The organism is Frankia sp. KB5 (genome assembly GCF_002099325.1).
Taxonomy (GTDB): Bacteria; Actinomycetota; Actinomycetes; order Frankiales; family Frankiaceae; genus Frankia; species Frankia casuarinae.
On record NZ_MRUJ01000042.1, the window covers coordinates 1 to 19,286 of the forward strand.

17 protein-coding genes and 1 pseudogene are annotated in these 19,286 nt (G+C 71.9%); 6 read left to right on the forward strand and 12 right to left on the reverse strand.

Annotation, left to right across the window (positions count from 1 at the left end):
• Window positions 1–559 (reverse strand): annotated as a pseudogene (locus KBI5_RS04965) (hypothetical protein); the annotation flags it as partial.
• 308 nt (window positions 560–867) lie between these two features.
• Window positions 868–1,737, reverse strand: coding sequence for a lysophospholipid acyltransferase family protein (locus KBI5_RS04970; protein WP_035731772.1), 870 nt, complete (start codon window positions 1,735–1,737; stop codon window positions 868–870).
• A 626-nt stretch (window positions 1,738–2,363) separates the two neighbouring features.
• On the opposite strand from KBI5_RS04970, the gene KBI5_RS04975 reads away from it, so the two are divergent.
• The 3 genes from KBI5_RS04975 to KBI5_RS04985 are packed head-to-tail and all read left to right on the forward strand — an operon-like array spanning window position 2,364 to window position 5,309.
• Complete coding sequence (locus KBI5_RS04975; RefSeq protein ID WP_085014437.1) at window positions 2,364–3,161, forward strand: alpha/beta fold hydrolase; 798 nt, start codon at window positions 2,364–2,366, stop codon at window positions 3,159–3,161.
• Window positions 3,154–4,014 (forward strand): hypothetical protein, encoded by an 861-nt coding sequence (locus KBI5_RS26130; protein ID WP_051623728.1) that lies wholly within the window; start codon window positions 3,154–3,156, stop codon window positions 4,012–4,014. Before KBI5_RS04975 ends, KBI5_RS26130 begins: the two co-directional genes overlap by 8 nt.
• A 50-nt stretch (window positions 4,015–4,064) precedes the next feature.
• On the forward strand, window positions 4,065–5,309 hold the full coding sequence (locus tag KBI5_RS04985) for a hypothetical protein (protein ID WP_085014438.1): 1,245 nt from the start codon (window positions 4,065–4,067) through the stop codon (window positions 5,307–5,309).
• A gap of 100 nt (window positions 5,310–5,409) precedes the next feature.
• On the opposite strand, the gene KBI5_RS04990 is transcribed toward KBI5_RS04985, so the two are convergent.
• The 5 genes from KBI5_RS04990 to KBI5_RS05010 form a co-directional block, all read right to left on the reverse strand.
• Entirely contained in the window at window positions 5,410–6,468 is a 1,059-nt protein-coding gene (locus KBI5_RS04990) for an ROK family glucokinase (RefSeq protein ID WP_085014439.1), read from the reverse strand.
• Window positions 6,465–7,040 (reverse strand): hypothetical protein, encoded by a 576-nt coding sequence (locus tag KBI5_RS04995; RefSeq protein WP_011437478.1) that lies wholly within the window; start codon window positions 7,038–7,040, stop codon window positions 6,465–6,467. Before KBI5_RS04995 ends, KBI5_RS04990 begins: the two co-directional genes overlap by 4 nt.
• Window positions 7,037–8,242: an ArsA family ATPase gene (locus KBI5_RS05000; protein WP_277870082.1), complete on the reverse strand. Its 1,206-nt coding sequence runs from the start codon at window positions 8,240–8,242 to the stop codon at window positions 7,037–7,039. The genes KBI5_RS04995 and KBI5_RS05000 overlap by 4 nt, the downstream gene beginning before the upstream one ends.
• 15 nt (window positions 8,243–8,257) lie before the next feature.
• Window positions 8,258–8,692 carry an SRPBCC family protein gene (locus KBI5_RS05005; RefSeq protein ID WP_011437480.1) on the reverse strand — a complete coding sequence of 145 codons (435 nt, stop codon included), beginning with the start codon at window positions 8,690–8,692 and terminating at the stop codon, window positions 8,258–8,260.
• 152 nt (window positions 8,693–8,844) lie between these two features.
• Window positions 8,845–9,612 carry a metallophosphoesterase gene (locus KBI5_RS05010; RefSeq protein ID WP_023841261.1) on the reverse strand — a complete coding sequence of 256 codons (768 nt, stop codon included), beginning with the start codon at window positions 9,610–9,612 and terminating at the stop codon, window positions 8,845–8,847.
• Window positions 9,613–9,920: 308 nt separating this feature from the next.
• On the opposite strand from KBI5_RS05010, the gene KBI5_RS05015 reads away from it, so the two are divergent.
• Entirely contained in the window at window positions 9,921–11,720 is a 1,800-nt protein-coding gene (locus KBI5_RS05015; protein WP_011437482.1) for a long-chain fatty acid--CoA ligase, read from the forward strand.
• Here the strand turns inward: KBI5_RS05015 and KBI5_RS05020 are convergent.
• The 3 genes from KBI5_RS05020 to KBI5_RS05030 all read right to left on the reverse strand — a co-directional run bounded on the left by KBI5_RS05020 (window position 11,717) and on the right by KBI5_RS05030 (window position 14,623).
• Window positions 11,717–12,847, reverse strand: coding sequence for a glycosyltransferase family 4 protein (locus KBI5_RS05020; RefSeq protein WP_011437483.1), 1,131 nt, complete (start codon window positions 12,845–12,847; stop codon window positions 11,717–11,719). The genes KBI5_RS05015 and KBI5_RS05020 overlap by 4 nt on opposite strands.
• An 81-nt stretch (window positions 12,848–12,928) precedes the next feature.
• Window positions 12,929–13,162 (reverse strand): hypothetical protein, encoded by a 234-nt coding sequence (locus KBI5_RS05025; RefSeq protein ID WP_011437484.1) that lies wholly within the window; start codon window positions 13,160–13,162, stop codon window positions 12,929–12,931.
• A gap of 150 nt (window positions 13,163–13,312) precedes the next feature.
• Window positions 13,313–14,623: an NYN domain-containing protein gene (locus tag KBI5_RS05030; protein ID WP_085014440.1), complete on the reverse strand. Its 1,311-nt coding sequence runs from the start codon at window positions 14,621–14,623 to the stop codon at window positions 13,313–13,315.
• Window positions 14,624–14,948: 325 nt separating this feature from the next.
• Between KBI5_RS05030 and KBI5_RS05035 the strand changes: the two genes are divergently transcribed.
• Window positions 14,949–16,193, forward strand: a complete 1,245-nt coding sequence (locus KBI5_RS05035; protein WP_085014441.1) for a DUF4352 domain-containing protein — start codon at window positions 14,949–14,951, stop codon at window positions 16,191–16,193.
• A 78-nt stretch (window positions 16,194–16,271) separates the two neighbouring features.
• Here KBI5_RS05035 and KBI5_RS05040 read toward each other — a convergent pair whose 3' ends face one another.
• Both KBI5_RS05040 and KBI5_RS05045 read right to left on the reverse strand, forming a co-directional pair.
• Window positions 16,272–16,667: an HIT family protein gene (locus KBI5_RS05040; RefSeq protein WP_011437487.1), complete on the reverse strand. Its 396-nt coding sequence runs from the start codon at window positions 16,665–16,667 to the stop codon at window positions 16,272–16,274.
• 144 nt (window positions 16,668–16,811) lie between these two features.
• On the reverse strand, window positions 16,812–17,222 hold the full coding sequence (locus tag KBI5_RS05045) for a VOC family protein (RefSeq protein WP_085014442.1): 411 nt from the start codon (window positions 17,220–17,222) through the stop codon (window positions 16,812–16,814).
• Between the two features lie 307 nt (window positions 17,223–17,529).
• On the opposite strand from KBI5_RS05045, the gene KBI5_RS05050 reads away from it, so the two are divergent.
• Window positions 17,530–19,284, forward strand: coding sequence for a DEDD exonuclease domain-containing protein (locus tag KBI5_RS05050; protein ID WP_085014446.1), 1,755 nt, complete (start codon window positions 17,530–17,532; stop codon window positions 19,282–19,284).
• Window positions 19,285–19,286: the final 2 nt, after the last annotated feature.

Consider the following 19,286-nt stretch of genomic DNA (forward strand, 5'->3'; position numbering starts at 1 on the left):
CGGAGGCGACGAGACCGCGGACACTGACCGCCGACCCGTCCTTCCAGCCGACCAGGTATCCGGTCGGATCATTGACCGCCACCGTCGATGCGGCGTCGAACGGGGCAGGCCGCTCCCGCCACAGCAGGTGCGCGCCGTCATGCGCGGCCACCGCCGCAACGAGACCCGCACCGCCGCCACCACCATCGGGCACCTCGTAGCCGAGCAGGCCCGGCACATCGCGGAACCGCGTCGCCAACCGTTCGAGCCCCGCGGCGAGGCCGGCGACGGAGGGCACGTAGCCCGCCGAGGAGGGCACGATCCGCAGCGTGACCCGCAACCCGCGGTCGGTGAACATGCGGGTGAGGGCGGCGGCCTGGTCGAGTCCGGGGTCGGCGGGCGTGGTCGCCGCGCCGGCACCGTCGAGGACCGGCCCACCGGAGGTCGCCGGGAAGCGGCCGCCGCTGGCCATCGGGACCGCCAGGCGCACCCCGGTAAATCCGAAGCCGACCCAGGTGTCGATGTCCCCGGCGGTGGGCGTCACCCCGGCCGGCACCGTGATTCCATGCAGGACGACCACCCGGCGATCACTGTCCGTAAGATACGTTCCCGAGCGACCGATCGTATCGGCCGGGGCAGCGCCCACGGACGGTCCAACGGGTCCAGCAGGTGCGGCGGGTCCAGCGGGGGAACCGGCCGCCGAGGCCCCGGGCACCGGGCCCGTTCCCGCGAGGCAGCCGACGATCAGGCCGAGCGCGACCAGAAGTGGACGCCGTCCCGGGAATCGCCGGGGATGTTCGAAGCCGCCGCGACGCCGACCGATCGCCGTCCAGCCAGGAACGCTGTCACCACACACCGGACCATCCTGCCGTGCCCACCGCAAACGGGTCAGACCGCCCGGTCGATCCGGTCTTTGGTGGCACGTGGGTTCGCCGGCGCCGTGACCGGCAGCCCGAGCTGATCCGGAGACCGAGCCGGCGTCGCCGCCCCAGGGGAACCCGGCGCTGTGCCGGTGGACGCCGGGGAGACCGATGCCGTGCCAGTAGACGCCGCGGCCGCCCCGGCAGCCGCCTGTGCCCGGGCGGCCGCGAGCTCCTCCTTGGCCCGCTTCGCGTACAGGTCCACGTACTCCTGGCCGGACAGGGCCATCAGCTCGTACATGATCTCGTCGGTGACCGAGCGCAGGACGAAACGATCATCTGCCATGGCCGCGTAGCGGCTGAAGTCGAGCGGGCGGCCGATGCGGATGCCGACCCGACGGATCTTCGGCACCAGCTGGCCCGGCGGCTGAACCTCGAAAGTCCCGATCATCGCCACGGGGATGACCGGGACCCCGGCCTCCAGCGCCAAGCGCGCGACACCGACCTTGCCGCGGTAGAGCCGGCCGTCCGGGGATCGGGTGCCCTCCGGATAGATCCCGAGCAGGCGGCCCTGGCGGAGCACCCGGACCCCCGAGCGCAACGCGCCCTCGCTCGCCTTGCCGCCGCTGCGATCGATCGGGATCTGGCCGACGCCGCTGAAGAACACCCGCTTGAACCACCCCTTGACGCCCGCCTCGGTGAAGTAGTCGCTCTTCGCCAGGTAGGTGACACGGCGGGGGACGACCAGCGACAGGAAGAGGTGGTCCAGGAAGGAGAGATGGTTGCCGGCGAGGATCGCGGGCCCCTCCAGGGGGATGTTCTCCGCCCCCTCGACCCAGGGACGCCAGAACAGTCGCAGGACAGGTGTCAGGAATACCTTGACCACCCAGTAGAACAAGACAGCTCCCACCTGGTCACCGCCGCACGACGACGGCCCGCCGGGGGCGCCCGTGGCCAGTCGCCCGTCTTCATCCGCCGACGCCGATCACACCTGGCCCGAACCTCCCACGAACCGACCGGCCGGTCGGGCACCGGGGCGCACGCCGCCGGTCCACGACCCGCGGCCTCGTCGGGGTCCGCCACGGAGACCCCGACGATCCTTGCGACCCCACCGCGCCGGGTCGCCCAGGGCCGGGTCGCCAGGATGATGGGCTTGTTCGAGCCTAAGGAGAGGTCATCACGACGTCCACCGAACGGGGTCTACCCCGCTCGGCGTGTCATTCTCCGGTGCCGGCCAGGAAACCTGACGGCGGGCCCCCAACCCCCCGCGGACCGCGCCTCGATCCCGATGTCCCGCGCGCGTGGCCACCCATCACCGATATCATCAGGCGGAGACTTTCCGTCCGGCGGCTTCTGCGCAGCGATGTTGCGCAGCGATGTTGCGCAGCGAGTGAGACACGCACGACCGTGGCCTCAGCCCGCGGACCGTGCGAGCATGCGTTTACCGGCGTTTTCCCTCCGCGCGTCGCCGGACCCGCATCGCGGCATACGGGCGGGCGCGCGAGGCACGAAGGGCGGATCACGATGGCGRGTGTCACCGGTGCGGCCGTCCTCCCGGGCGCGGAACCGTTCGAGTTCGAGGGTGGGTCGGTCGGCGTGCTGCTGGTCCACGGGTTCACCGGCTCCCCGGGCAGCATGCGGCCCTGGGGCGAGTACCTCTCCGCAGTCGGACTGACAGTCTCGTGCCCGCTGCTGCCCGGCCATGGCACCCGCTGGCAGGACATGGTGCCCACTACCTGGCCGGACTGGTACGCTACGGCGGAGACCGCGTTTCTGCGGCTGCGGACCACCTGCGAGCAGGTCTTCGTCATGGGGCTGTCGATGGGCGGGACCCTGGCCCTGCGGCTGGCCGAGCAGCACGGCGGGGACCTCGCCGRCCTCGTCACGGTGAATCCCAGCCTCACCACCGACCGGTGGYACGCGGCGTTCGCCCCGCTGCTGAGCCGGGTGATCCCCGCCGTGCCTGGCGTGGCTGGCGACGTGAAGGCCGAGGGCGTGCCCGAGGTCGGTTACGACCGGGTACCCCTGCGCCCGTTCGCGTCGCTGCGCCAACTGTGGGCGGTGACCCGGCCGGAGCTCGGTCGGATCGTCTGTCCGGTCCTCACCTACCGCAGCGTCGTCGACCATGTGGTGGAAGCCAGCTCCGGCGCGATTCTGCTGGCCGGGCTGCGCGCCCCGGCCGAAGAACGACTGTTGGAGAACAGTTACCACGTCGCGACGCTCGACAACGACCGAGAAACGATCTTCGACGGAAGTCTGGAATTCGTCCGGCGGCACGCGCCACGCGCGCTCGTGCCCGACGCGCCCTGCGGCGATGACTGAGCGGTCACCGGGTTCAGGACCCGGCGAGCACCGGCCCTCGCCGGCGGACGGCGCCGCGCCCGAGGGGGCTCCCCTCGGCGGGCCGGGCGGCGCCCCCGCCGGTGGCGGTGGCACCTCCGCGAACCGCGAGGAGCCGACCGGCGGCGGATCCACGCCCGGTGCCGCGCCCACGGCCGGCCGGGGTGGCGGCGGTCTCGACGGCGACAGCGACGGATCCGCGACAACCGCGGGGGGCGACGCACCGCGGCCCTCCCCGCGCTCCCAGAAAGCCGACGACGCCGCGTTCTTCGAACTCATCGCGCGCTTCGACGAGGAGCCCGAATCCCACCGGTGGCCGGCTGCGGAGGATCTGGACGACACCCGCCGCCCCACTGTGATCATCCTACGTCCGCCGTTCGAGCCGGCTGCTCCGCCCGTGTCGGAGGACCGGACCGAACCCGGGCTCGACCAGTTGCCGTTCCCGTCCGCGGGCGGCGAGGGCGGCCGACGGGGACGCGGCGGCACCGAGGACCTCGTCGTCGACCTCGGCGATCTGTCGGGTTCCGGCCAGCTCCCGGAGGGTCTGGACGACCCGGATCTGGATCCGGATCCGGACCCGGACGGCGAGCACTACGAGCCGCCACCCCCGCCACCGCTGCCACGGATCAGGCCCGTGACACGCTGGGCGCTCGGTTCGATCGCCCTCGGTGTGATGTTCCTCGTCGTTCCGGACCTGATCGACTTCAACCAGTCCCGAACCCAGAACGTCGCCGGGGTTCTGCTGATCCTCGGCGGGGTCGGCACGCTGGTCGCGCGGATGGGAGACCGTCCGCCCACGGACTTCGACGGCCCCGACGACGGCGCGGTGGTCTGAGCGCGGCGTGGCAGCCGTCGTACCGGCACCGAGATGGAAGGGCGTGGGGCGTGCAATATCACGAAAAGGTCGAAGTCCACGGACATCTCATGGATACGGGCGTGCTGGCCCGGGTTCTCGATGACGTGCTGGACTATGGCGGTGACTATCGGGTCGTTCGTATCGACCTGGGGCGCAGCCACGATGACGAGTCCCACGCGGTCATCACGGTGGGGGCCGACTCACCGAGTCAGCTCATGCGCATTCTGATGCGGATCCAGGTCCACGGCGTGAACAAGATCGAGTCTGGCACGGCCCGGTGCGAGCCGGCCGACCGCGACGGCGTCTTCCCCCCGGACTTCTACTCCACCACCAATCTGGAGACCGTTGTCCACCTCGACGGCCAGTGGGTGCCGGTGGAGCATCCCGAGATGGACTGCGGCCTGGTGGTCTCGCACGGCCGGGTGCGAACGGTACCGGTCACCGACGTGCGCGCGGGAGACATGATCGTGTGCGGCGTGGACGGGGTGAAGGTCGTCCTGCCGGTCACCGCCCATTCCAGCCGGATCTACGAGGAGTACGAATCCCTGGCCGCCCCGCTGCCGAGCTCCACCCAGCCGCAGGCGGTCCTGGTCCGGGCGATCGCCCGCCAGATCCGCGAGGTGAAGGCCGAGGGCTCGCAGGTGCTCTGGGTGGCGGGTCAGGCGGTGGTGAGTACCGGAGCCGGGYCGGCGCTGGTCGCCCTCGTCGGGGCTGGCTATGTCGACGTGCTGTTCGCCGGCAACGCGCTGGCGACACTCGACGTGGAGGCTGCCCTCTACGGATCGCCGCTGGGGCTCGGGCCGCTGCGCAGCGGCCGGGTGCAGCGCGGCAGCGAGCAGCACATCCGCGCGGTCAACACGATCCGCCGGGAGGGATCCATCCGGGCCGCCGTGGAGTCCGGCGTGCTCACCCAGGGGATCATGCACGCGATGRTCAAGGCCAACAAGACCTTCGTGCTCGTCGGATCGGTCCGCGACGAAGGCCCGYTGCCCGACGTCCACACCGACGTCCTGGCAGGCCAGCGGGCGATGCGCGCCGCGCTACGGGGGGTGGCGTTCGCCCTCATGATCGCCAGCGCCCAGCACTCCGTGGCCACCGGCAACATCCTGCCGGCCTCGGTCCCGGTGGCCTGCGTGGACGTCAACCCCTCGACGGTGCACGCCCTCATCGAACGCACCAGCGCGCACGCGGTCGGCGTCGTCGCCGACACCGGGCTGTTCCTCGAGGAACTCGCCGCCGAACTGGTACCCGACTACCGGGCCTCCCCCGCGTAGCGGCTTCGCCGCGACGCGGGGACCCCTGTCACAGGGCGCCGTACGGGGTCTCCGCCGAATCGCCTTCGGCGACCCTCCTGGGATCGCCGTGGGGGTCGGGTCAGAACCGGGCGAGGTCGGCCGCGCCTACGAGGCCCGCTTGGGATCCGAGCTCGGCGATGACGATGTCCGGCTCGGAACGGTAATCCCGCCCGGGCATAGCGGCCAGGAGGCTCTGCCGGGCCGGGCCGAGCAGCAGCTCGCCGGCGTCGGAGACGCCGCCGCCGATGACGAAGCGGTTCGGGTCGAGCGCGGCGACCAGCGTCGCCATGCCCTCGCCGAGCCAGTGGCCGATCTCGGTGAAGCACCTGATCGCCGCCGGGTCCCCCTTGCGCGCCGCCTCGGTGACGTCCGGGCCGGTCAGCGCGTCGACGCCACCGCCGCAATGCTCCAGCATGGGCACGGCCGCACTCGGATCCACGGTGGCGATGTTCTTCGCCAGCCGGACCAGCGCTCGCCCGCTCGCATACTGTTCCCAACACCCTCTGTTACCACAACCGCACGGATACCCGTCGGGTACCACCCGCATGTGACCCATCTCGGCGCCGATACCGGACGCGCCCCGGTAGAGCTCACCGCCCAGGACGATGCCGCTGCCGATGCCGGTTCCCACCGTCAGGCAGACGAGGTCACGCCGGCCACGGCCGGCCCCGAAACGGTACTCCGCCCAGGCCATCGCGTTGGCGTCGTTCTCCACGACGACGGGCAGGCCGATGCGCCCCCCGACCTCGTCGCGCAGGGGTTCGTCGCGCCAGGCGAGGTTCGGTGCGAACAGGACGCGGGACCGGTCCGAGTCGACCCACCCGGCCGCGCCGATGCCGACCGCGCGCACGGCGTGGTCGGCACTGAGCTCCGCGACGACGCTGGCGATGGTGTCCGCGACCTCGGCGGCCGAATGGYCCGGGGTGGGCCGACGCAGGGAAGTGATGATCGTCCCCGCACCGTCCACGACGCCGGCGGCGACCTTCGTCCCGCCAACGTCGATGCCGATCGTCAGGCCCTCCATCCGGTTCTCCGCCGGCAACGGGCCGGGGGCCGCGCCGGCACGCTCGGCGCGCGGAACCGTCAAGCTGCCCGGAATATCCAGGTTCTTCGAACTATCAGGAGTAGCGATGCTCACGTGATATCGATCCTCTGCACGCGGGGTCTAAGCGCGGTGGCTGGTTGGGTGCCGGTGGTGTCCCCCGGCCATGGATGATCTCCGGATGCGGGGCGCGCCGTCTCGCGCCGTCGCGGCGTGGCGGGCCCGGGAGCGCCCTCCCCACCGGCACCGAGGGCGGCGCGGAACGCCGCGGTCAGGGATCCGGCCGCCGCGAGGAGATGGCCAACCACCTCGGGGCGGTCGCCAGCGAGGCTCGACAGGAGCCGGCACAGTGGGCACACGGCGCAGGGCCAGGTGTGATCCGCGGGTCCCGGCGCCGGATCCGCCTGGGGATCGGGCATCGCCGCCGCATCGTCGGCAGCGGGTCCCGCCGCCGACGATGCGGCGGGACCGGGATGCCCGGCGGGACCGGGGGGCAGATGCGAGGCGGCCCAGTCCCGCAGGGCGTCAGCGAGCAGGGCGGCTTCGACCGCGAGCGACCCGCGGCCGGGCAACGCGGACGGGTCGGGGGGAGGCGTGCCGGGGGGAGGCGTGGTGAAGTCGGGCCCAGCGCCGGCGGGCCGGCCCGGGGTGGACCGCTGCGTGGTCATACCCGCACCCACTGCCGCGGGTCCGGAACGAACGAGACGACCAGCCGGTCGTCACGCAGCCGGGCGGTGCTCACGTCGCAGCGACGCAACGCCGCGGGCAGCGGAACAGCCCGCCGGTACGACCCCACGGTCACCACCAGGTCATCACCCAGCCGGGCCAGATCGATCTGGGAACTGTCGACGAACGGCAGGCCGAAGGACAGCGCGAACCCGTCCTCGGTGCGTTCCACCCGCGGCTGGCCGCTCGGGCCGATGAGCGGCTCCCCGAGAACACTCCCCGGATCGAGCTCACCGTAGGTCGCCGCGCCGAAAGCGGCCAGCTCCTCCAGGCCGATCGGTTCGCCCGCCCGGTAGCCGACCGGGAGGACCGGGGTGGGCATGAAGGCCGCGGTGATGTCGGCGAGCTGCTCGCGGTGAACGGCGGCCCACCCCGCCCGCCAGGCGTCCGCGTTCGCCGGCGGAAAGATCCGGTTGACGACGACGCCGTCCAGAGTGAACCCGTGCAGCGACAGCGCCGTAAAGCTGCCGCGGGCCGCGGCGAGCGCCGAGCTCTCGGGGGTCGCCACCAGCCGGACGCTGGTGGTGGCGTGGTCGGTGAGGATCGCGCGCAGGTCGACCGCCGCCCGGTGCAGGCGGGAGACGGTGTCGTAGGCGGGGGCCGCCAGCGCGCTCCACCGCCCGCCGAGCGCCGCCGCCCAGCCGAAACCGGGTCGCAGCCAGCGCGCGAAGGCACCGTCGGGCGGCAGCAGCCGGCGGCAGTACCACGACAGCGTCTCGGGAAAGGCCAGCAGCCGCACCAGCGCCGCCGCCGGGCCTCCGTCGACCACCACCAGGTCGTAGTTCTCGCTGGTGAGACCGTCGCGCAGTTCGAGCAGCGTCAGGGTCTCGACGGCCCCCGGCAGGAAGGCCAACTCCTCCAGGTCGAACGGATCGACGTTGATGGCCGGCCAGGTGCCCGCCAGCACCTCGCGTACGGCCGGCCACCGGGTCTCGACCGCGCGGCGCAGGTCGACCTGCTGGCCGTGCAACCCCGGTTCAAGCTCGGTCGGCTCGGCGCCGATCGGGTGGTCGAGCGCGCCGGCGAGCCCCGCGGCCGGGTCGACCGACAGCACGAGGGTCCGGTGACCCCGTTGGGCGGCGAGGATCGCGGTCGCCGCCGCCACCGTGGTGGTACCGCCGCCGCCCTTCCCCGTGAAGAGCACACACCGCACGTGCGCTCAGCTCTCGACGTACTTCTTGAGGTCCTTGAGAGCGGCCTCCACGATGCCGCTCTGCACCTTCCGCCGGAGCAGACCAGGAATCTTGATCTTCGTCTCGGCGGTGAGGTCGTAGGTCACCTCGGTGCTACCGTCACCCAGGTCGCGCAGGGTGTAGCTGCCGTCCTGCGATGACATCGCCTGGCCCTCGACCATGCTCCAGACGACCTGATCATCGCCCTTCCAGGTGTACTCGTTGACGAACTCGTCCTTGATGACGACGGCGTTGATCCGAAACCGGGCGCGCCGGGGACGGCCGTCCGGGCCCACATCGAGGATCTCGGCCTCCTCGATCTGGCCGATCCAGGTCGGATACGCGGAGATGTCGGCGATCGCCCCCATCACCGCGGCGGGCCGGGCGTTGATGACGATCGTCGATCGGGCGTGGTCCGCCATGGCAGACAGCACCTCCACATTCTTCGAGCGCGGCTGAAGAGCACGGCGTCGCCGGCCCACCGGCAACCCGGATCTCTCCGGGGCCCGGGAACAATCCCCGACCGATCGCCTGAGGCTACCGGAACACCGAGCGCGCCCGGCCGAGCGGCCGGCTACCACTCAAGAACGAAGGGCGTCCCCCGAGCATGGAAATGTCCGACGTTCACGCAGCGTGTGCCGTCGATCTCCAGGCTGGCCGTCAACGGCTGGTGCACATGCCCGAAGAGCACGTAGCGCGGCCGGGTCGCGTGAATGGCTTCGAGGATCGCCACACTGCCGCGCTCGAAGCGGCGTGCCTCGATGTCGTAGACCAGCTCGGGGATGTGCGGGGGGATGTGGCAGCACAGGACGTCGACCTCGCCCACCGCGGCGACCTTGGCGGCGAAGGCGTCGTCGTCAATCTCGTAGGGGGTGCGCATCGGGGTCTGTAGCCCCCCGCCGACGAAGCCGAACCGCAACCCCCCGATCGTGGTGGTCTGCCCGTCCAGCAGGGTGACGCCGTCGCGCAGGTACTCGGGATACAGGTGCGGCAGATCGACGTTGCCGAAGGTCAGGTAGGTCGGGGTCGGGAACGCCGCGAACAGCGCCTCGTACTGACGGCGGATGGCCGCCTCCACGATCTGCGTACGGTCCCCGCCCAGGCTCGCCCACAGCGTCCGGGACCATTCCCGGGCCTCGTCGAACCGCTGGGCGTTACGCAACTCGATCATGCGACCCACGGCCTCGGCGCCGAACAGGTCGCCCATGATGCCCCGGCCGTGATCGTGGTAGTCGATGAAGAGGATGAGATCACCCAGACACACGAACGCGTCGGCCCCCTCGCCCGCCGCCGCCAGCGCATCCGCCCGCCCGTGCACGTCGCTGACCACGTGGACCCGCATGGCTGGAAGCTTAGGCGCCGACAGGGGTCCGTCGCCCCTACTCGAACGGTCCATCCGGCCGATGAGGGATGCCGTGCGGATCCCGGGCATATCTCAGGACGTATCCCCGGCGGTCGCGCTCACCGGCGACGATCACCGGCCGGACACCGTCGAAGGGAACCCTTTGCACCCCGCAAGGTCGCAAACCGCCTGCCCGGAGGCTAACGTCTGATGCCCTGGCCTGGCCTTCCGTTCTTCCGTTGTTCCGTGCTTCCGTTGTTCCGTGGCGTCGTCCTCCGGCGCGCACAAGCCATCTGGTAGGAGTAGCAGTGCGCGAGTACACCTCCCCGCCCCTGGTCACCATCGCCGACGATGCGACCCTGACGGACGCCGTGTTCCGCAACGCGGCGGCACATCCGGACAGTACGCTTATCCAACACAAGATCGACGACGAGTTCGTCGGCATGACCGTCCGCGAGTTCCACGATCACGTCGTGGCCACCGCCCGGGGCTTCATCGCCCGCGGGGTGCGGCCCGGGGACCGCGTCGGTCTGGCGAGCCGGACCCGGTTCGAGTGGACGATTGTCGACTACGCGGCGTGGCTGGCCGGAGCCGTCTGCGTGCCGATCTACGAGACCTCCAGCCCGGGCCAGATCGAGTGGATCCTGCGGGACGCCGGCGTCGAGGTTCTCGTGGTCGAAAACGACGAGCTCGCCGAGCGGGTCGCACAGATACGCGACGGCGTCCCCGCGCTGCGGGAGGTCCTCGTCATCGAGCACGGGGCGCTGGCCGGTCTCGCCGTGGACGGCGCAGGCATCGCGCCGGAGCGGCTGACGGCGGCCCGGGCGTCCGTCAACGCCGACAGCCTCGCGACGATCATCTACACCTCGGGGACCACCGGCCAACCGAAGGGCTGCGAGATCACCCATCGCGCCCTGCTGTTCACCGCCGAGGCGGCCATCGCCACGCTGCCCGAGCTGTTCGCGCCCGGTGCGTCCACACTGCTGTTCCTCCCGCTGGCGCACGTGTTCGCCCGCATGCTCCAAGTGGGCGTGGTCCAGGGGGCGTTCACCCTCGCCTACACCCCGGACTCGCGGACCCTGCTGCCCGATCTCGCCAAGGTACGCCCGACCTTCCTGCTCTCCGTGCCCCGGGTGTTCGAGAAGGTGCACGCCGGGGCACGCCACAAGGCGCACGCCGAGGGCAGGGGTTGGATCTTCGACGCCGCCGAGAACACCGCGGTCGCCTACAGCCGGGCTCTCGACGGCGGCGGCCCCGGCCTGCTCCTGCGGCTGCGGCACCGGCTGTTCGCCGCGCTGGTCTACGGCAAGCTCCAGGCTGCGCTCGGTGGGCGGGCCCGCTACGCGGTCAGCGGCGGGGCGCCGCTGGGTGAACGCCTCGGCCACTTCTTCCGCGGGATCGGGTTCACGGTGCTCGAAGGCTACGGTCTGACCGAGACCAGCGCGCCGGCCGCGGCGAACCGGCCGGGCAACGTCCGCATGGGCACCGTCGGCCAGCCCTTTCCTGGCGTGACGATCGCCATCGCCGATGACGGGGAGATCCTCATCCGCGGTCCCCTGCTGTTCCGCGGCTACCGCAACAACGAGCTCGCGACGAAGGAGGCGCTCGACGCCGAGGGCTTCCTGCACACCGGCGACCTCGGCGACCTCGACGCCGACGGCTTCCTGCGGATCACCGGCCGCAAGAAGGAGCTGCTGGTCACCGCCGGTGGGAAGAACATCGCACCGGCGCCACTGGAGCACATCATCCAGTCCCATCCCCTGGTCAGCCAGGCGATGCTGATCGGGGACCGGCGGCCCTTCGTCGCCGCCCTCGTCACGCTCGATCCCGAGGCGTTCGACCGGTGGCGGTCCTCGGCGGGCAAGCCGGCCGGCGCGACGGTTGCCGACCTGATCGACGACGCCGGCCTGCGTACCGAGATCCAGAATGCGATCGACGCCGCGAACGCGACAGTGTCGCATGCCGAGAGCATCAAGAAGTTCGCGATCCTGCCGCAGGACTTCACGGTGGAGACCGGCGAGCTCACCCCGAGCCTGAAGGTGCGCCGCTCGCTGGTGCTCGACCGGTTCAGCCAGGCGGTGGAGGACATCTACGCTACCCCGCGCTAACCGTCCGGGCCGGCGAGCAGCGTGCGCAGGTCCTGCGCGAGGACGTCCCACCGCCAGCGCAGCTCGACCCACGCCCGCCCCGCGGCACCCATCGACGCCGCCCGGTCGGGGTCGGCAAGAAGATCACCGATGGTCGTCACGACCTGCGCCAGATCGGTACCGTCGATCACGATGCCGGTGTGCTGGTGCAGGACGGCGTCGGGGGAACCCCCACTGCGGCCGGCCACCACCGGCAGGCCGGTCGCCGACGCCTCGAGGAAGACGATGCCGAGCCCCTCGACCTCCAGGCCGGCGAGGCGGGAGCGGCAGGGCATCGCGAACACATCGCCCGCCGCATAGTGCGCCGGCAGTTCCTCCCACGGCACCGAACCAGTCATGATCACATGCTCGGCGACGTCGTTCTCCCGGGCGAGCCGTTCAAGGTCACCCCGCCGGGGACCGCCGCCGACGATCAGCAGCGCGGCGTCCGGTACGCGGCGCCGTACCATGGGCAGCGCCCTGATCAGCATGTCCTGGCCCTTGCGGGCGACCAGCCGGCTTACGCACACCACCACCCGGCGGCCCGTCAGCCCGTGGCGCCGGCGCATCTCCTCGCGCCCGTGACCGGGATGGAACAGCGAGGGGTCGACTCCGCTGGGCAGCCGGGCGAAGGTGGGATGGCCGCCGAAGGCGGGCCGGATCCGGGCCCGGGTGTAGTCGGTCAGATAGGTGATGACGTCGGCCGCGGTGCCGATGCTGTGCAACGCCTGACGCGCCCCCGGCAGCGCCGCCCAGCCGACCTCGTGACCATGGGTGCTCGCGACCATCCTGCGCATGGCCGTGTCGCGGCGCAGCCGGGCTCCAAGCAGCCCGAGCGGTGCCGCGGCGCCGAACCACATCGTGTCGCATCCCTCCGCCCGGGCGATCTCTCTGGCTCGGCGCAGGACGTCCGGTGTCGGCAGCATTAGCGACGTGGTGTGCCGCACGACCGGGAAGTTCTGTTCGGCGTCGAAGGCGGCGGCGTTCTTCCAGGCCGGGGCGTAGACGACGATCTCGCCCTCGGGCAGCCGCGAGGCGAAGTTGTGCACGTAGGCCTGGATCCCGCCGGGACGGGGCGGGAAATCGTTCGTGACGGCCAGCACGCGCATCCGCTCATATTCTCCCACGGTCCCACCGCGTTTTCCCACGGCCCCACCGACGCCCGCGCCGGAATCCCCCGGCCGGGCGGGCTAGCCGGCGCGGCGACGCCGCGGCGTCTGGTCCGGCCGCGGCGCCTGGTCCAGCAGGGCCGTCCGCACGTCGGCGAGCGGGGGCAGCAGACCGGCGTCGGCGAGCAACCGCAATGCCTCGAGCTCCTCGGCGTCCCAGCCGACGGGCGGGCCCGACGCCGGGAGCAGGACGGTCATCATGCAGCCGGCGCACCTGACACCACGGGCGGTGCAGGAGTCACAGTCGATCAGCATCGTGCGCACCTTCCGGATCCGAACCGGTGGAGGTCGGCGACGACAAACAATCCGAGCACCGATCTCCCGACTTCACCGACGGTAAGTCCAGGGTCCGACAATTCTCGGCGGACAAGTCCCGCCCGGCGAAAGTCCCGCCCGGCGGATCCCCTACCGGTCGAGGCGGGCCAGCAGAGCGGCCGAGGGCACCGCCCGGGCTCCGGCTGCGACGCAGTTCTCCGCGACCTCCCGGTCGGAGGTGATGACGAAGACCGGGCGGCCTTCCGGTTCCATCCGCGCCAGCCGGACGATCTCCTCGTCAGCGAGCTGCCCGGGCCGGCTGAACAGCACGCGCACCCCCCGAGGCATGGCGACACCCACCGGCCGGGCCACGACGGCGGTGGCGTCGAAGACGACCGTGACCTCGCTGTCGGGATTGCGGCCCGCGAGCGCACCGAGTCCGGACAGCAGCCGCTCACGCTGGGCCTGCAGGGTGAGGCGGCCGTAGCCCCGCTTGGTCACGTTGTACCCGTCGATGATCAGATGGACCCCGGGGACGGCCAACACCTCGTCGATCAGGGAGGGGTCGTCGTCCGGCCGCCCGCGGGCCCCGACGAACGCCTGCGGGCCGTTACTCGGACCGGCTCCGCCGCGAGCGATGAGATCCGCGGGCCTCGCGACCATCGTCGGGAGGTCGAGTTCGCGTCGCAGGCCGTGCGCCGAGGCGATCAGGGTGTCAAGTAGAACGCGCAACCGGGCGTCATCGACGCTGCGGGACTCGCGGCTGTCCCGGCGGGTGGAGGCGAGCGCGCTCTCCAGCTCCGCCACCCGGCCGCGCAGCCGCCGGGTCTCCGCCTCGGCATCCCGACTGGCGGCCAGGGCGGCGTTCCGGGCCGCCTCGGCCGCGGTCAGGGCCTCCCGCGTGGCCTGCTCGGCCTGCCGGATCCCGGCAGCGGACGAGCGCAGCCGCCGGCGAGCCTCGTCCGCCTCCGCCCGGGCCGCCTGCAGCTGCTCGCGCAGTTCCTCCTGCTCGGCCGCGGCGATGCGCTTGCTCGTCTCGAGTTGTTCGGTGAGCCGCAGTATCGTCCGCCCGGCCTCGTCAACCTGGCTGCGGGCCGCCGCCTCCGACGTGGACGCCGCGGCGACCTGGACCAGCTCCTGCCAGCCGGAGACCCGCAGCAGGTACGCGACCGCGGCGATCTTCTCGGGGGGCGCCGCGGGCGGCGGTCCGTCCGGCGAGCTGACGGCTTCGACAAGCTCGGGATGATGACGGTGGATCCACTCGGCGACCCGGCCGCGGAACACGTCACCGTCCACCRCCGCGGCCAGCGGGACGGCCCCCTGGCGGACACGGCGGGAGGGCTTGAAGCGGCGCACCGCGACCAGCGACGGCGGGACCTGCGACTCGGGAAGATCCGCCAGCGTCCGCTCGGCGAACTCGACGACATGCGCACGCACCGGCGCCGGAAGCGGCTCACGCATGCGGCGAACCCGAGGGTGGCGACGAAATGTCCGTCATCACGCGCACGACGGAAAAACTGGGYGGGCCGTATCTCCAACGGCTCGTCCAACCGGCCAGACAGCAAGGCACGCGGGACTCCGGAGCCGATGGGGAGAACGATGACAGTACAGCTTATCGGGAGAGCTCAGGGCACTCACAGCCGCTACCGGCCGGATCGGTACGTCGCGGCCTACGGCTGGGCGGTCATTGTCTTAGGTGAAAGTCGGCTTATGTAGCCTCGCGAGGCGCGCCCCTTATGCTCGATTTCTTCCGAACGCGGCCCTGGCTGCGCCTGAGAGGATCATCGTGACCGACCAGAACCCGCCTCACCAGCCCCCCAGCGGTGACGGGAGCCAGGAGGCGTGGAGGCAGCCGAGTGATCCCTGGCACCAGCCCGCGGACGCCGGCAGCACCCCCACCTCCGGTTCGTCCTCTACTCCCCCGGCGGCCCCGGTCCCATCGTGGGGAGCGCCCCAGCCCGGCCAGCCGAACCAGCCCGACTCGGAGGAGACACGCCTCGCCTGGCCAGGCACCGCCCCACAACCGGGTGGGCAGCAGTGGGGCGGGCAGCCCGGCGGCCCGCAGCACCCCGGCGCCCCACAGCACCCCGGCGCCCCACAGCACCCCGGCGCCGCGCCAGGGTGGGGACAGCCCGGCGAACGGCAGGGCTGGGGACAACCGGGCGGCTGGCAACAGCCGGACCATCCCCCGGCCGCGGCTGCCGGGCCCTACCAGGGTGGGAGTGCCCCATACCCGGGGACGGTCGGCTACCAGGGCGCTCCCGACGCCTACCAGAGCCCCCCGGGGGCTTACCACAACCTCCCGGGGGGCTACCCGCCGCCCGGCGGCTGGCAGCAGGGCAGCCCGCTGCCTCCGCCCCGGCAGCGGGCCAATCCGCTGTTCATCATCGTGCCCCTCGCCGTGGTCGCCGCCATCGTGCTCGGTGTCGTGATCGCCCTCGCGGTGCGCGGCGGTGACGGCACCGAGATCGCCTCCCCGCCGGCCCCGACGGTGACCGTGCCCGACCTCCCGAACACCACTGCGACCGCGACCGCCCCGACCGCCCCGACCGCGGCCGCCCCGACCGCGACCGCCCCGAACGGAGTGCCGAACTGCGTTCCGGTGACGCCACAGCACGCGCCGGCGGCCGGCACCGCGACGATCGGCGGGTCCGGCACCGCCGTCGGCCGGGCCACCTCCTCGGTCAGCGACTTCGAAGCCAGGGTCACCCTCAACAGCGTCTGCTCCACCATCGGCAAGGTGACCCAGTACGGCGACGCGCCCACCCAGGGGGCCTACTACGTCATTAACGTGACGGTCGAGGTGAGCCGCGGGTCGACGTCCGCCTCGCCGTCCGACTTCTACATCCAGACCTCCGACGGCACCCGGTACGACGGCAGCTACGAAAACGTCGCGCCACGGCTGTCGGTGTCGACTCTCAAGGCCGGGCAACGGGTCCGGGGCAACATCGTCATCGATGCGCCGCCCGGGCACGCCATCCTGAACTGGGAACCGCTGTTCGCCGTCGATCCGCCGAAGTTCCAGCTCTGACCGCCGCGTACCCCTACGAACCGCTGAAACCGCCAGAACCCCTGAAACCGCCAGAACCGCGCCAGACCGGTACCCGGCTCAGCCGAGGGCGGCGCGGATCCGCTCGGCCACGGCATCGAGCTCGGCCGAGTCGGGGTTGTGGTCGGCGAGCCTGAAGTCGATCTGCGTCTCGTCCTCGATCGGCAGGAGATGCACGTGGACGTGCGGGACCTCCAGCCCGGCGACGAGCGCGGCCACCCGCCGAGGTCGGAAGGCCGCGTCGATGGCGCGGCCCACCGTCGCCGCGGCGCTCCACAGCGCGGTCTGGAGGTCATCGGGTAGATCGATCCAGTGGTCGATCTCGGTGCGGGGAACAACCAGGGTGTGTCCCGGCCGGATCGGCGCGATCGTCAGGAACGCCACCACATGCTCGTCGGAGTAGACGATGCGACCGGGAAGCTCGCCGTTGATGATCCGGGTGAAGACGCTCGGCATGGGTGCGACCCTATCGACCGGGTCGTCCGGCACGTGACGACAGCACCCGATGGCCGATGGCCGTTCACCCGGCCGTCGAGCTGTCACGTTTTCCGCTGGGCGCGCCGGGAGTCCGGCCCCGCGGGAGTCCGGCCCGCCGGGGTGTCAGACGAAGGGGCGCGCAAATCCCGCTGGCCCAACCGTCATCACCCGGAACTCATTACCCTCCGGATCCTTGAGAACGTATCCGCTCTCCCCGTCGTCGTCGTACCGGGATACCCGGCGGGCACCGAGGGTCGACAACCAGCCGATCACACGCTCCGCGTCGACGGCGTAGAGATCCAGATGAAGCCGGTTACGGCCGGCATTGCGCTTCGCCCCGGGCCTGAGAAGGAGCTTGGGTCCCGCGCCGGCCGGGTGACGCAGGATCGCCCCGTYGTCACGCCGGCTCACCTCGTATCCCAATGCGGCGGACCAGAAGCGCACCATCACGTCAACGTTCAAACAGTCGACCGCGACCCGCGCCACTCGAATGCCGTTCGTCTCGAACCATGCCACCTGGGCATGATTCCGCATTCGACGCACGCAGGCCTGCCGAGTGGGCCGCACGCTTGAGCGCACGCCCCGACAGAAGCACCAGACTGCCCCGACGGGACCATGAACGGGACAACCGCGGAGAATTTCGTGGCCAATACCGGCCCGTGGCACACCCGGCACCCTACGGAGCAGGTAGCGTTAGTCTTTTTCCACCGGCCCGCGACCCGGAACCTCCATGACCCGGAACCTCCATGACGACGTGCGGCGAGGCGGACCTGCTTTCGCATCCGGGTCCGCGGACGATCCCGGGCGCAAAACTGTCGGGGGTGGGACCTACCGTGACGCCGTGCGCCCAGATCCCGCCCCGGACCGTCCCCGGCCGCCCCGACAGGGCAGGCTGGATGATCTCGGTCGTCCGTTGGCGGACGTGACCTTCGTCGTGTTCGACCTGGAGACGACGGGCACCTCCCCGGGACGCGACGAGATCACCGAGATCGGCGCGGTCCGGGTCCGCGGCGGCCGGATCCTCGCCGAGATGGCCACCCTGGTCCGGCCGGGCGTCGGCATCCCTCCGATGGTCTCGGTGCTCACCGGCATCACCGACGTGATGGTGGCGACGGCGCCGCCGGTCACGCAGGTGCTGCCTACCTTCCTGGAGTTCGCCCGCGGCGCCGTTCTCGTCRCCCACAATGCCCCGTTCGACCTCGGCTTCCTGCGCGCCGCCGTCGAGCTCTGCGGCTATCCGGTACCCGTCTGGGAGTATCTGGACACGTTGCGTATCGCCCGGCGGGTGGTCACGAGAGACGAGAGCCCCGACTGCCGGCTCACGTCGCTGGCCTCGCTGTTCCGCAGCCCGGTCGAGCCCCGCCACCGGGCGCTGGCGGACGCCCGGGCCACCGTCGACGTGCTGCACGGGCTGTTCGAACGGCTCGGCAACGCGGGCGTGACCACCCTGGAGGACCTGCACGACTACAGCTCCCGGGTGTCGCCGGCCCAGCGACGCAAACGGCATCTGGCCGACGGCCTGCCGACGGGCCCGGGTGTCTACATCTTCCGGGACGCCGACGAACGAGCCCTGTATGTCGGCACCTCGCGTTCGGTGCGCTCCCGGGTCCGTACCTACTTCACCGCCAGCGAGCCCCGGACGCGGATGGCGGCGATGGTGGCGCTGGCCGAGCGGGTTGACGCGATCGGATGCGCGCACGCCCTGGAGGCCGAGGTCCGGGAACTGCGGCTGATCGCCGAGTACAAGCCGCCGTACAACCGCCGATCCCGCTTCCCGGAGCGCTCCGTGTATCTCAAGCTCACCGACGAGCCATTCCCACGGCTTTCACGGGTGCGCGCCGCCCGTGACGACGCGACCTATCTCGGGCCGTTCGGCAGCGTCCGCGCCGCCGACGCCGCCGCCGAGGCGCTGCTGGCCGCGGTGCCGCTGCGCCAGTGCTCCGGGCGCCTGTCCCCGCGCGTGCGCCGGTCCGCCTGTACCCTCGCCGACCTCGGCAGATGCGGAGCGCCGTGCGACGGCCGGGAGGACGTGGCGAGCTACGGCCGGCACGTCGCCGCCGCCCGGGCCGCCATCACCGGCGATCCGGGCCGGGTCATCGCCGCCTCGACGCGGCGGATCGACCGGCTGGCCGCCGAGCGGCGCTACGAGGAGGCCGCCGTCCAGCGGGACCGGATGATCGCGTTCGTCCGCGCAGCCGCACGTGCCCAGCGGCTGTCGGCCCTCACCGGGGTCGCCGAGCTCGTCGCCGCGGCCCCGACCGCCGAGGCCGGCTGGGATCTGGCCGTAGTGCGTCACGGTCGGCTGGTGTCGGCGGCGAGCGTGCCGCCCGGTGTCGATCCGCGGCCCTGGGTCGACGCCGCGGTCGCCAGCGCCGAGACGGTGCGGCCGCGGCCCGGTCCGGCCCCGTGCGCCTCCGTCGAGGAGACCGAACGCATCGCCCGTTGGCTCGGTGGGCCTGGGGTGCGGCTCGTGCGGCTGGAGGGCGAGTGGAGCTGGCCGGCCGCGGGCGCCATCCGCGCCGCAGCCGGATTCGGTGCGGCCCCCGGCCGGTCGGTACGTGCGTATGACGGTGACGGATGGTTCCCGTCGGCCTGACG